We start from the raw sequence: 12532 nt of genomic DNA, 5'->3' as shown, positions 1-12532 counted from the left end.
TAAGTCGTTTGTGCACAAACGACTTAATCCCCTCCGTCCCCTTTTTCTATTCGGCGTAGATCATCTTCCGGGTCATGCCGCCGTCGACGATGAAATCCTGGCCAGTGCTGAAACCGGACAGCGACGACAGCAGGTACACCGCCAGCGCGCCGATGTCCTCGGGGCGGCCGACACGGCCGACCGGGTGTTGCGCATGGTCGATGGCCGAGTACTCCGGCGCGTGCCGTCGCGAGGAGGCCTGCCAGGTGGTGGTGCCGATCCAGCCCGGACTGATGCTGTTGACCCGCACCGCCGGGCCGGCACTGATCGCCAGTGCATGGGTGAAGGCCACCAGCCCACCCTTGGCCGCAGCATAGGCCTCGCTGTGCGCTTCGGATTGCCAGGCGCGGGTGGAGGCGATGTTGATGATCGCACCAGCGGCACTGGCCGCCAGCGCCGGTAGTGCGTGCTTGCTGCACAGGAACGCACCATGCAGCGAGGACAGGCGGCGCTGCCACTCGTCCCAGTCCATGTCCTGCAGCAGCGTGCCATGCGGGCCGGCGATGCCCGCGTTGTTGGCCAGCCCGTCGATGCGGCCGAAACGCTGCAGGGCCATGGCGATGAAATCGCGCACGCTGGCTTCGTCGGTGATATCCAGGCGCTGGAATGCGGCATCCTCACCGCGCTGCCATTCCGCCAGACATGCCTCGCCGGCCTCCACGTCCAGGTCGCCGATCAGCACGCGTCCACCGGCACCGAGCACGGCCTGGGCAATACCGCGGCCGATGCCGTTGGCACCGCCGGTGACCAGCACCACCTTGCCCGACAGCGGCGCGGCCGGCCATGCGGCAATCGGCGGCACCGTGCTCACGTCAGGTCTTCGCCACGCAGGCGGCGATGCCAGCCGTCCACGCCGATGCGGTCCAGGGTCTGGATGTTGCGCTCGACGATCACGTCAGGGTCCGGATAGACATCCACCGCGCGCGCCACGCTGTCTTCGCGCAGCAGGTGCAGGGTGGGGAAGGGCGCGCGATTGGTGTAGTTGCTGGCGTCGTCCGCGGCCACGCCATCGAACTGGTAGTCCGGGTGGAAGCTGGCCACCTGCAGGATGCCCTGCAGGTCCAGCGCCTCGATCGCCGCGTCGGCGTTGTCGAGGAAGTCGTTGTAGTCGAGGAACTCGGTCAGCACCTGCGGATGCACGATCAGCGTGGTATCGATCTGTTCGGCCGGCGTATCGCGCAGCAGCACCAGTTCCTCGGCCAGCTGCTCAACCAACGCTTCCGGCGTGGTCGCATCGCTGAGCACGATGCGTACCTGGTCCTTCACATACACCGCCTTGGCGAACGGGCACAGGTTCAGGCCGATGACGATGCGCTCCAGCCACAGGCGGGTGGCGGCGATCGGGTCATCAGTGGGCAGGTGGGCATCGGTCATGGCGGGCACGTCGGCTGGCGGGGCCGCCATTGTAGGCGCCTCGCCAGCAACGCGCCGTCGTACCTGCCGCTGGCAGCGCCGGGGCGTGCCCGGCGGATGCCTCAGTCGCGGAAGTTGTTGAACTGCAGCGGCAGCTCGAACTTGCCGGCCTTGAGCACGGCGATGGCGTCCTGCAGGTCGTCGCGCTTCTTGCCCTGCACGCGCAGCTTGTCGCCGTTGATCTGGCTTTCCACCTTCAGCTTGGCCTCCTTCAGCGCCGCGGCGATCTTCTTGGCGATCTTCTGCTCGATCCCCTGCTTGACGGTGATCTTCTGCCGGGCCTGGGCCAGGTTGGTCTCGATGTCGCCGAACTCCAGGCTGAGCACGTCGATGCCGCGTGCGGCCAGGCGTGCGCGCAGGATGTCGTTCATCTGCTTGAGCTGGAACTCGGTTGGTGCGGTCTGGTTGATGACATCGCCATCGCGCTCGAACTTGGCGTCCACGCCCTTGAAGTCGAAGCGGGTGCTCAATTCGCGGTTGGCCTGGTCGATGGCGTTGGTCAGCTCGTGGGTGTCGACTTCGGACACGACGTCGAAGGAAGGCATGGGCGATGCTCCGCAGGATTCAGTGGTGGCCATTCTATCGTGCCGGCCTGCATGCCTGCTTTCTGTAGCCGAGCCATGCTCGGCTGTCCTGTGAAGAGGCGTCGGTCCTGGCTCGACTCTACAGGTCCGCCCGTTGAGCAATCTCGACTCTACAATCCGGTGCGGTCGGCGATAATGGGTCATGAACGTGCAACGCTCCCCCTCGCGTGCGGTGGCCTGGATGGTCGCTGCGGTCGCCTGCTTCTCGCTGATGGACGCTGGCATGAAGCAGCTGTCGGCCAGCTATCCAACGTTGGAAGTGACCTTCCTGCGCGGCGCTGCCTCGTTGCCGTTCGTGCTGGTCTGGGTGCTGGCCAGCGCCGGGCCGCGTTCGCTGGTGCCGCGCCGCTGGGGCCTGCACCTGCTGCGTGGCGCGCTGGGCATGGCGATGATCGGCTGTTTCGTGTTCGCCCTGCGCGACCTGCCGCTGTCCACCGCCTATACCATCTATTTCGTCGCCCCGCTGCTGATCGCTGCGCTGTCGGTGCCGCTGCTGGGTGAGCGGGTCGGGCCGCGGCGCTGGGTCGCCATCGGCATCGGCCTGGTCGGCGTGCTGGTGGTGCTGCGGCCGGGTGTGGACGGTTTCATTTCGGTGCCCGGGTTGATGGTGCTGGCCGCGGCCACTGCCTATGCCGTGGCGGCGATCACGGTCAGCCTGCTGACCCGGACCGATTCCTCGCAGTCGATGGTGGTCTGGTTCCTGGTGATCATGGCCATCGGCGCCGGCCTGCTGTCGATTCCCGGCTGGGTACCGCTACAGCTGGCGCATGCGCCGCTGATCGCCGGCATGGGCCTGGCCGGGGCGCTGGGCCAGATCGCGCTGACCAGGGCGTTCCAGCTGGGCGAGGCGTCGATGATCGCGCCCCTGGAGTACAGCGGACTGGTCTGGGTGATCGGCTGGGATCTGGCCTTCTGGGGGCAGCTGCCCGATGGCTATACCTGGGTGGGCGCGGCGATCATCGTCGCCTCGGGCCTGTACCTGCTGCATCGCGAGCGCCTGAACCGGGTGCAGCCGCCGAAGCCGCTGGATCATCCGTGATCAGTGGCCGACCAGCAGCCGTCATGACCGGGGACGGCGCCTTAGAACCAAAAGGAATAACATTCTGGCCCATGGCGCGGGCGCGCGACCGCCCGCGCTGGTAGGCTGCACGCCCCCTTCCGTCACCCAGCCGGTGAGCCACGCCCGTGATCGAGTTCCAGCGCCTGCACAAATCCTATGCCGTTGCCGGCCGCGAAGTCAGCGCGCTGCAACCGCTGGACCTGACCATCGAGGCCGGGGAGGTATTCGGCATCATCGGCCATTCCGGCGCCGGCAAGTCGACCCTGATCCGCATGATCAACCGCCTGGAAGAACCCAGTGGCGGGCGGCTGCTGATCGGCGGTGAGGATGTCACCGCGCTGGACGCGGATGGCCTGCGCGCGCTGCGCAGGCGCATCGGCATGATCTTCCAGCACTTCAACCTGCTGTCGTCGCGCACAGTGGCTGGCAATGTCGCCTTCCCGCTGGAGCTGGCCGGCACGCCGAAGGCGGAGATCGACGCGCGCGTGGCCGAGCTGCTGCAGACCGTGGGCCTGGAAGCGCATGCGCAGAAGTATCCGGCGCAGCTGTCCGGTGGCCAGAAGCAGCGCGTCGGCATCGCCCGTGCGCTGGCGACTCGACCGCAGATCCTGCTGTGTGACGAAGCCACCAGTGCGCTCGACCCGCAGACCACGGCCTCGGTGCTGTCGCTGCTGTCGAAGATCAACCGCGAGCTGGGCCTGACCATCGTGTTGATCACCCACGAGATGGATGTGATCCGCCGTGTCTGCGATCGCGTTGCTGTGCTCGATGCCGGCCAGATGGTCGAGACCGGACCGGTTACCCGGGTGTTCCTGCATCCGCAGCACCCGACCACGCGCCGTTTCGTCAGCGAATCGGAGCACGTGGATGAAGGGGCATTGCACCGCGATTTCGACGTGGTGGGCGGTCGCATCGTGCGCCTGACCTTCCTCGGTGGCGACACCTACGAACCCCTGCTCGGCAGCGTCGCGCGCCAGACCGGGGTCGACTACAACATCCTGTCCGGCCGTATCGACCGGATCAAGGACACCCCCTATGGCCAGCTGGTGGTCGCCCTGGTGGGCGGTGACCAGTCCGCCGCGCAGGCCGCCTTCGTGGCTGCCGGCGTGCACGTTGAGGAGCTGCGTCGATGATCATCGCCACTGCCGGCGGTTTCTTCCGCCACCTGGATGCGGGCAAGTGGGCCGACATCGGCCAGGCCACCATCGACACCCTGCTGATGCTGCTCGGTTCGTTGCCGCTGACCTTGGCCATCGGCCTGCCGCTGGGCGTGCTGCTGTACCTGTTCGGCGCGCCGCAGATGAAGCGCCGTCCGTTTGCCTACGGTGTGCTGGCGTTGGTGGTGAACCTGCTGCGCTCGGTGCCCTTCATCATCCTGATGATCGTGCTGATCCCGGTCACGCTGTTCCTGATGGGAACGTCGCTGGGCGTGCGCGGTGCAATCGTGCCGCTGGTGATCGGCGCGGCGCCGTTCTACGCGCGCCTTGTCGAGACCGCGCTGCGCGAAGTGGATCGTGGCGTGATCGAGGCGACCCAGGCGATGGGCGCCACCACCTGGCAGCTGGTCACCCGGGTGCTGCTGCCGGAGGCACGTCCGGGCCTGATTGCCGGTGCGACCGTCACCACCGTGGCCCTGATCGGCTTCACTGCGATGGGCGGTGCGATCGGTTCCGGTGGCCTTGGTGACCTGGCGTTCCGCGATGGCTACCAGCGTTCGCACACCGACGTGGCCCTGGTCACCGTGGTCCTGCTGCTGGTCCTGGTGCAGCTGCTGCAGATGCTCGGCGACCGCCTGGTCGCGCATTACAGCCGCAGATAACAGAGCGCCGGGCGGCGCCCGGCATCTCGTTCGGGTAGTGCCGGCCGCTGGCCGGCAAGCCGGCAGCCTGCAGAGTGTCGGCAGTGTGCCTGTCATAGCGCCAGGCTCTGGAAGCGGCCACGCCCATCAGGAATCGATATCGTCAGACTGGGACTGGCAGCACAACGCGTTCCTTGGTATGTTCCGCTCAACGTAATACGTTTTGCGGAATGATCCGTTCATTCCGCTGCAAGCAGACCCGCGCCCTGTTTGAAGGAACCTGCCCACGCGCCTGGCGCCAGATCCGGCGAGTGGCGGAACGCAAACTGCAACTGCTCGACTCGGCACAGACGTTGGCCTTCCTCCGCAGCCCGCCCGGGAACCGCCTCGAGGCGCTTTCAGGCGATCGAAGAGGCCAGTACAGCCTTCGCATCAACGATCAATGGCGGCTCTGCTTTTCCTGGACCGACCGCGGCGCCGATGCCGTGGAAATTGTTGACTATCACTAGAGGTGTCCGCCATGAAGCGTCCCCATAACGGCATGCGCGCCATCCATCCTGGCGAGATCCTGCGCGAAGAGTTCCTGCTGCCCCTGGCGCTGAGCGTGAATGCGCTGGCGAAGGCCCTGGATGTGCCCGCAACGCGACTGCACGCCATCGTGCACGGCCAACGCAGCATTTCGGCGGACACTGCAGCGCGGCTGGCGCGGCATTTTGGTGGGGATGCCGCGTCCTGGCTCGCGATGCAGGCGGCCTACGATCTCAAGACATTGCCAACGCGCAGCGAAATCGAACGCCGGGTGCAGCCACGCGCGGCGTGAAGTCCGGGCGCTCGGACCCGGCTCCGCACCCGCGATCCGATCAACGCGCGTTCGGTACTTCGTAGCCCAGCTTGCCGACCTGTTCCGGACGCTGCGGTACGCGCTTGAGCTTGTCGGTGTTCACGCCGTACTCGTCGCGCAGGCGCTCGGCCAGCTCCTTGTACAGGGCTTTGTCCATGTCCGGCTTGCGCGCGAAGATCCAGGCCATCTCGCGGCCCGGATAACCGATCAGTGCCCATGAATAGTCCGGGGCCACTTCCAGTACCCGCGAGTGGGTCGGCACGACGCGATAGAACCAGGTTCGCCAGCCATGGTTGCCGCTGTCGGGATCGACGCTGGCACGTGCGCGTATTTCCTGCAGCGGTTCACCAAAGCCATCACGGTAGCGGTAGGTGATGCCGACCTTGTGCTCGTCACGCAGCTCGTACTCGTTGACGCTGGCGACATGCCCGCGTTCGATGAAGTTCGGCACGCGGCCGATCACATACCAGGTGCCCATGAAGCGCTTCAGGTCGATCGGCGCCCCCGGGTCGGCCGCGTCGGTGGCGCTGGCGCGGGGCGACGGCGGCTCACTGGCGGCCATGGCAGGACCTGCCAGGGACAGAGCCAGCAGCACGGCGCAGAACGGGCGGATCGAAGTCATGCGGGAGCGGGCTCCAGTGGGCTTGCACGCGCATGGTCGACTGTGTGCACGCGATCCGTCAATGGTGTCGCATCCTGTGAGAAGGGGCTTGCCCAAGCTGTGTTGCATTGTCTACCGGAGAAGCCCCATGAACGCTCGTTCCGTCCGTCGTCCTGCAACTGAACGCGTCATCGAATGCGCCGACCCACGCCTGCTCCGCGGCGTGCGGCAGCTGGCCCTGGCCGGGCTGGCGCTGGTACTGGTCTGGCCGGCGGCACGTGGCAGCAGTGCGTGGCTGGGCTGGCTGCCGATGTGGCTGGTGGGCATGCCGTTCGCGGCCTGGTGGGCGCTGCTGCGCTTTCCGCTGCCGCACCTGTCATGGCGGCGGCGGGCGCGGCGTACCGGTGGACAGGCACGCCGCCGGCTGGCTACCGCCGCACGCAGCCGGCGCAGTCCGGCGGCCACGGCCTGACCTTCGACACGGGGGAGGCCGCGGCATTCCGTGCTAGCGTTCCACGGCTTATGACTGCCTGGAGCTGCAATGTCACGACTCGCTTCCGCCTGCCTGTTGGCCGGCATGATGACCGCTGCCTCGGTGGGGACCGCCGTGGCCGCTGAAGACACCGATCGCTACGCATGGCTGGAGGACGTCACCGGCGACAAGCCGCTGTCCTGGGTCAAGGAACAGAATGCCAAGTCCGAGGCGCGCCTGGCGCAGACCCCGGCCTTCAAGCAGATGGAGACCAGCATCCGCGAGGTGCTCGACTCCGATGCCAAGATTCCCGGCGTGCAGAAGATCGGCGACTACTACTACAACTTCTGGAAGGACCAGCAGCACGAGCGCGGCCTGTGGCGCCGCACCACCCTGGCCGAGTACCGCAAGGCCTCGCCGCAGTGGGAGACCGTGCTCGACCTGGATGCACTGAACAAGGCCGAGGGTGAGAACTGGGTCTGGCACGGCGCTGATTGCCTGCGCCCGGATTACAGCCGCTGCCTGATCGCGCTGTCGCGCGGCGGCGCCGACGCCGACGTCACCCGTGAGTTCGACCTGGCCAACAAGACCTGGATCAAGGACGGCTTCTTCCGTCCGGAGTCGAAGGGTGGCCTCAACTGGGTCGACCGCGACACCGTGTTCGTCTACACCGACTTCGGTGCCGGCTCGATGACCACGTCCGGCTATCCGCGCGTGGCCAAGCTGTGGAAGCGTGGCACGCCGATGGCCTCGGCCACCGTGGTGTACGAAGGCAAGCCGGAAGACATGTACATCGCGGCGATGCACGATGACACCCCGGGCTTCGAGCGCAACCTGGTCAGCCGCACGCTGGCGTTCTACAACAACGAGCTCTACCTGCGTGGCGACGACGGCACGCTGACCAGGATCGACGCGCCGAACTCGGCCGAGAAGGGCCTGCACAAGCAGTGGCTGACCCTGGAACTGCGCGATCCGTGGACCGTGGGCGGCAAGACCTACGCGTCCGGTTCGCTGCTGGCGACCAAGCTGGACGACTTCCTGGCCGGCAAGCGTGACTTCGAGGTGCTGTTCACCCCGACCGCGACCACCTCGCTGGCCAGCGCCACCTGGACCAAAAACCATCTGGTGCTGAACGTGCTGGATGACGTCAAGAACCGCCTGTCGGTGCTGACCCCGGGCGCCGATGGCTGGCAGACCAGCCGCTTCGTTGGTGCCCCGGCCTTCGGCACGCTGGGCGTGGCCGCAGTAGACAGCAACGACAGCGACGCGGTGTGGCTGACCGCCACCGACTACCTGACCCCGACCACGCTGGCCCTGGCCGAGATCGGCCAGGCGCCGGAAACGTTGAAGACCATGCCGGCCTTCTTCGATGCCAAGGGCAAGGTGATCGAGCAGCACTTCGCCACCAGCAAGGACGGCACCCGCGTGCCGTACTTCGTGGTGCACGACAGGGCGATGAAGCTCGATGGCTCCAATCCGACCCTGCTGTACGGCTACGGTGGTTTCGAGATTTCGCTGACGCCGAGCTATTCCGGTGGCATGGGCCGCGCCTGGCTGGAGAAGGGCGGCGTGTACGTGGTCGCCAACATCCGTGGCGGCGGCGAGTACGGCCCGCGCTGGCACCAGGCGGCGCTGAAGCAGAACCGCCACAAGGCCTATGAAGACATGGCCGCCGTGGCGCGCGATCTGGTCAAGCGCAAGATCACCTCCGCCAAGCACCTGGGCGTGCAGGGCGGCAGCAATGGTGGCCTGCTGACCGGCAACATGCTGACCCAGTACCCGGACCTGTTCGGTGCAGTGGTGGTGCAGGTGCCGCTGCTGGACATGAAGCGCTACAGCCACTTGTTGGCCGGCGCTTCGTGGATGGCCGAGTACGGCAACCCGGATACCAGCGACTGGGACTTCATCAAGACCTTCTCGCCGTACCACCTGTTCAACGCGAAGAAGAACTACCCGCCGGTGCTGTTCACCACCTCCACCCGCGATGACCGCGTGCACCCGGGCCACGCCCGCAAGATGGCGGCGAAGATGATCGACGCCGGCAAGGACGTGACCTACTACGAGAACATCGAAGGTGGCCACGGCGGCGCAGCCAACAACGCGCAGGCCGCGCATATGTCTGCGCTGGCCTACAGCTTCCTGTGGGAGCGGTTGGGCGGCAAGTGATGGAATGAAAAACGCCGCCCCAGGGCGGCGTTTTTCTTTACCGGTAGTGCCAGCCGGCACTACCGTCAACGTGATCCTTGCCAGCGCTTCAACCCGCGCGAAATCCGCGCCACCGCCTCCTGCAACCGCGGCACTTCCTGGGTATAGGCCAGCCGCACATGCTGGTTGGCGCGGTGGAAGCCGAAGTCCAGGCCCGGGGTGAACGCCACGTGCTCGGTTTCCAGGAAGTGCGCGCAGAACGCCTGCGCGTCGTCGGTGAACGCGCTGACATCGGCGTACAGGTAGAACGCACCCTGCGGCTCGACTTCAATCCGGAAGCCCAGCTCGCGCAACGCGGGCAGCAGGAAGTCGCGGCGCTGGCGGAACGCTTCGCGGCGCTGCTCGAAGATCGCCATTGATTCCTCGCTGAAGCAGGCGAGCGCGGCGTGCTGGGCGATGCTCGAGGCGCTGATGTACAGGTTCTGCGCCAGCTTTTCCAGGTCCGGGACTGCGGCCGGCGGTGCCACCAGCCAGCCCAGCCGCCAGCCGGTCATGCCGAAGTACTTGGAAAAACTGTTCAGCACGAACGCGCTGTCGTCCACCTGCAGCACGCTGGGTGCATCCAGGCCGTAGGTCAGGCCATGATAGATCTCGTCCACCACCAGGTGGCCGCCGCGCGCGTGCAGGGTCTGCGACAGCGCGGCCAGTTCATCGGCGGACAGCACGGTGCCGGTCGGGTTGGCTGGGGACGCGACCAGCGCGCCGACGCTGTCGGCATTCCAGTGCTGTTCCACCAGCGCCGGGGTCAGCTGGTAGGCAGTGTCCGGGCCGACCGGTACCAGTTGTGCGCCGCCTTCAACAAGGCGCAGGAAGTGGCGGTTGCACGGGTAACCGGGGTCGGCCAGCAGCCAGTGGCGGCCGGGATCGACCAGCAGGCTGCTGGCCAGCAGCAGCGCACCGGACCCACCCGGGGTGACCAGGATGCGTTCGGGATCGATATCCAGCCCATAGTGGCTGCGATAGAAGCCGCTGATCGCCTGGCGCAACGCGGGCAGGCCACGCGCGGCGGTGTAGCGGGTGTGGCCGGCAGCCAGCGCGGCCTGACCGGCACGCACGACGGGTTCGGCGGTAGTGAAGTCCGGTTCGCCGATTTCAAGGTGGATCACATCGTGGCCGGCCTGTTCCAGCGCCTGCGCGCGGGCCAGCAGGGACATCACGTGGAACGGAGCGATTTCATGGCTGCGCCGGCTGTAGCCCGGCGTGTGGGGCAGGGTACTCATGGAGCCCATGGTACGCCGGTCGACCTGGCCCATGACGATCCGCAGGGTTGCCGCTTGGCCGCGATTGGGGTCAGATCCCTTTTCGGGAAAAGGGATCTGACCCCGCCGAAGACCATTGCATTGATGCGCCTGGAACCTTATCTCATGAAATCCACCCTCTGCCTGTTACTCGCCAGCCTGATGACCACGACTGCTACCGCCGCCACGCCGCCCGTTCCGCCGGATGCCGCCAGGCATCCGCATGTGGTCAAGGCGCCGTTCGGCGCGACCCGTAACGATGACTATTACTGGCTGCGCGACGACAAGCGCGAGAACAAGGACATGCTGGCCTACCTGCAGGCCGAGAATGCCTATGCCGACCAGCTGCTGGCACCGCTGAAGCCGCTGGAAGACACCCTGTACGCGGAGATCGTCGGCCGCATCAAGCAGGACGATTCCAGCGTGCCGGCGCGCGAGCGCGGCTACTGGTACTACAGCCGCTTCGAGACCGGCCAGGACTACCCGATCCATGCGCGCCGCAAGGGCGGCATGGATGCGACCGAGGAAATCCTGCTGGATGTCAACGCGATGGCCGCCGGCAAGGGCTACTTCAGCGTCGGCGCGATGGAAGTAAGCCAGGACAACCAGCTGCTGGCCTGGGCCGATGATGACGTCGGCCGCCGCCAGTACACGATCCGCTTCAAGGACCTGCGCACCGGCCAGGTGCTGCCCGACGTGATCACCGGCAGCTCCGGCGACCTGGTCTGGGCCGACGACAACCGCACCGTGCTGTACGTCGAGAACGATCCGGAAACGCTGCTGACCGTGCGGGTGAAGAAGCACGTACTGGGCACCCCGGCCAGCGCCGACACCGTCGTCTACGAAGAGAAGGACGACAGCTTCTACATGGGCATCGGCCGCACCCGCGACGATCGCTTCATCACCATCGGCGTGCACAGCACCGTGTCCTCGGAAGAGCGCTACGCGCCGGCCAGCGACCCGACCACCTTCACCGTGCTGGCGCCGCGCCAGCGCGATGTCGAGTACGACGCCGACCACTACGATGGCCGCTGGGTGATCCGCACCAACGACGGTGCCAAGAACTTCAAGCTGGTCACCGCGCCGACCGACGCCACCTCGCGTGCGCAATGGAAAGACTGGATCGCGCATGACGATGCGGTGTTCATCGAAGGTTTCGAGCTGTTCGATGGGTACACGGCCATCGCCGAACGCTCCGAGGGCCTGGAGCGCATCCGCCTGCTGTTCAAGGATGGCCGCAGCGACTACGTGAAGGCCGATGAGCCGGTGTATTCGATGGGCCTGGGCGACAACACCGAGGCCGATACGCCGTGGCTGCGCTACGTCTACACCTCGATGACCACCCCGACCACGGTGTTCGAGCTGAACACCGCCACCGGCGAGCGCCGCCAGCTGAAGCAGCAGCCGGTGATCGGCTATGACGCCTCGAAGTACGAGACCGACCGCGTCTGGATCACCGCGCGCGATGGCGTGAAGGTGCCGGTGTCGCTGGTCTACCGCAAGGGCTACCAGAAGGACGGCAAGGGCGCACTGTTCCAGTACGCCTACGGCAGCTACGGCATGTCGATGGATCCGTACTTCAACCAGACCGCGGTAAGCCTGCTTGATCGTGGCGTGGTGTATGCCATCGCCCACATCCGCGGCGGCCAGGAAATGGGCCGCGACTGGTACGAGAACGGCAAGCTGCTGCACAAGCAGAACACCTTCAACGACTTCATCGACGTTACCCGTGGCCTGGTCGCACAGGGCTGGGCGGCGAAGGATCGCGTGGCCGCGTCCGGTGGCAGCGCCGGTGGCCTGCTGATGGGTGCAGTGGCCAACCAGGCACCGCAGGATTACCGGGTGATGGTGGCGCAGGTACCGTTCGTCGACGTGGTCACCACCATGCTTGACCCGACCATTCCGCTGACCACCAACGAGTACGACGAATGGGGCAACCCGGAACAGAAACCGTACTACGACTACATGCTGTCCTACTCACCCTACGACAACGTGAAGCAGCAGGCGTATCCGGCGCTGTTCGTGGGCACCGGCCTGTGGGATTCGCAGGTGCAGTACTGGGAGCCGGCCAAGTGGGTGGCCAAGCTGCGTGACGACAACATCGGCCACTACCCGATCCTGTTCCGCACCAACATGGAAGCCGGCCACGGCGGCAAGTCGGGGCGCTTCCAGCGCTACCGCGAGCTGTCCGAGTCGTACGCGTTCGTGCTGCAGCAGCTGGGCATCGCCCAGCCGTAATGGCGAAGGGGGGCCGGGCGTAGCCTGGCACCCCGAACCGGTA

The 12532-nt window shown here is 66.4% G+C and carries 13 protein-coding genes; 8 read left to right on the top strand and 5 right to left on the bottom strand.

The features are described 5' to 3' along the window. Positions 1 to 46: 46 nt before the first annotated feature. From B9Y82_RS15860 to B9Y82_RS15850, 3 genes are all read right to left on the bottom strand, one after another. A complete protein-coding gene (locus tag B9Y82_RS15860) occupies positions 47 to 850 on the bottom strand; it encodes an SDR family oxidoreductase (RefSeq protein WP_100473972.1) in 804 nt (267 codons plus the stop codon). Continuing rightward, positions 847 to 1413, bottom strand: a complete 567-nt coding sequence (locus tag B9Y82_RS15855; RefSeq protein WP_100473971.1) for a DUF1415 domain-containing protein — start codon at positions 1411 to 1413, stop codon at positions 847 to 849. The genes B9Y82_RS15860 and B9Y82_RS15855 overlap by 4 nt, the downstream gene beginning before the upstream one ends. A gap of 101 nt (positions 1414 to 1514) precedes the next feature. Beyond that, the gene (locus B9Y82_RS15850; RefSeq protein WP_100440053.1) at positions 1515 to 1997 is read right to left on the bottom strand and encodes a YajQ family cyclic di-GMP-binding protein; all 483 of its coding nucleotides are present in this window, start codon (positions 1995 to 1997) and stop codon (positions 1515 to 1517) included. A gap of 181 nt (positions 1998 to 2178) precedes the next feature. Between B9Y82_RS15850 and B9Y82_RS15845 the strand changes: the two genes are divergently transcribed. The 5 genes from B9Y82_RS15845 to B9Y82_RS15825 all read left to right on the top strand — a co-directional run bounded on the left by B9Y82_RS15845 (position 2179) and on the right by B9Y82_RS15825 (position 5714). Further along, positions 2179 to 3075 carry a DMT family transporter gene (locus B9Y82_RS15845; RefSeq protein WP_100473970.1) on the top strand — a complete coding sequence of 299 codons (897 nt, stop codon included), beginning with the start codon at positions 2179 to 2181 and terminating at the stop codon, positions 3073 to 3075. 146 nt (positions 3076 to 3221) lie between these two features. Continuing rightward, complete coding sequence (locus B9Y82_RS15840; protein WP_010481369.1) at positions 3222 to 4229, top strand: methionine ABC transporter ATP-binding protein; 1008 nt, start codon at positions 3222 to 3224, stop codon at positions 4227 to 4229. Continuing rightward, on the top strand, positions 4226 to 4915 hold the full coding sequence (locus B9Y82_RS15835; protein ID WP_032961215.1) for a methionine ABC transporter permease: 690 nt from the start codon (positions 4226 to 4228) through the stop codon (positions 4913 to 4915). Before B9Y82_RS15840 ends, B9Y82_RS15835 begins: the two co-directional genes overlap by 4 nt. Positions 4916 to 5124: 209 nt before the next feature. Beyond that, positions 5125 to 5403, top strand: a complete 279-nt coding sequence (locus B9Y82_RS15830) for a type II toxin-antitoxin system RelE/ParE family toxin (protein ID WP_100473969.1) — start codon at positions 5125 to 5127, stop codon at positions 5401 to 5403. Positions 5404 to 5414: 11 nt separating this feature from the next. After that, a complete protein-coding gene (locus tag B9Y82_RS15825; RefSeq protein ID WP_006471116.1) occupies positions 5415 to 5714 on the top strand; it encodes a HigA family addiction module antitoxin in 300 nt (99 codons plus the stop codon). Between the two features lie 40 nt (positions 5715 to 5754). Here the strand turns inward: B9Y82_RS15825 and B9Y82_RS15820 are convergent, their stop codons facing one another. After that, positions 5755 to 6357: a lipocalin family protein gene (locus B9Y82_RS15820; RefSeq protein ID WP_100473968.1), complete on the bottom strand. Its 603-nt coding sequence runs from the start codon at positions 6355 to 6357 to the stop codon at positions 5755 to 5757. 127 nt (positions 6358 to 6484) lie between these two features. Here B9Y82_RS15820 and B9Y82_RS15815 point away from each other — a divergent pair, with 127 nt between their 5' ends. Both B9Y82_RS15815 and B9Y82_RS15810 read left to right on the top strand, forming a co-directional pair. Continuing rightward, positions 6485 to 6808, top strand: coding sequence for a hypothetical protein (locus B9Y82_RS15815; protein ID WP_100473967.1), 324 nt, complete (start codon positions 6485 to 6487; stop codon positions 6806 to 6808). Positions 6809 to 6877: 69 nt separating this feature from the next. Continuing rightward, complete coding sequence (locus tag B9Y82_RS15810) at positions 6878 to 8974, top strand: prolyl oligopeptidase family serine peptidase (protein ID WP_100473966.1); 2097 nt, start codon at positions 6878 to 6880, stop codon at positions 8972 to 8974. A gap of 65 nt (positions 8975 to 9039) precedes the next feature. Here B9Y82_RS15810 and B9Y82_RS15805 read toward each other — a convergent pair whose 3' ends face one another. Continuing rightward, positions 9040 to 10233 carry a pyridoxal phosphate-dependent aminotransferase gene (locus tag B9Y82_RS15805; protein WP_202908129.1) on the bottom strand — a complete coding sequence of 398 codons (1194 nt, stop codon included), beginning with the start codon at positions 10231 to 10233 and terminating at the stop codon, positions 9040 to 9042. A gap of 144 nt (positions 10234 to 10377) precedes the next feature. On the opposite strand from B9Y82_RS15805, the gene B9Y82_RS15800 reads away from it, so the two are divergent. Beyond that, positions 10378 to 12489 carry a S9 family peptidase gene (locus tag B9Y82_RS15800; protein ID WP_100473965.1) on the top strand — a complete coding sequence of 704 codons (2112 nt, stop codon included), beginning with the start codon at positions 10378 to 10380 and terminating at the stop codon, positions 12487 to 12489. The last annotated feature ends 43 nt before the right edge of the window (positions 12490 to 12532 follow it).

Source organism: Stenotrophomonas maltophilia, from assembly GCF_002799155.1.
Classification (GTDB): domain Bacteria; phylum Pseudomonadota; class Gammaproteobacteria; order Xanthomonadales; family Xanthomonadaceae; genus Stenotrophomonas; species Stenotrophomonas maltophilia_R.
The sequence above is the reverse complement of the archived record's forward strand: the minus strand, read 5'-3'. Positions and strand labels throughout refer to the sequence as shown.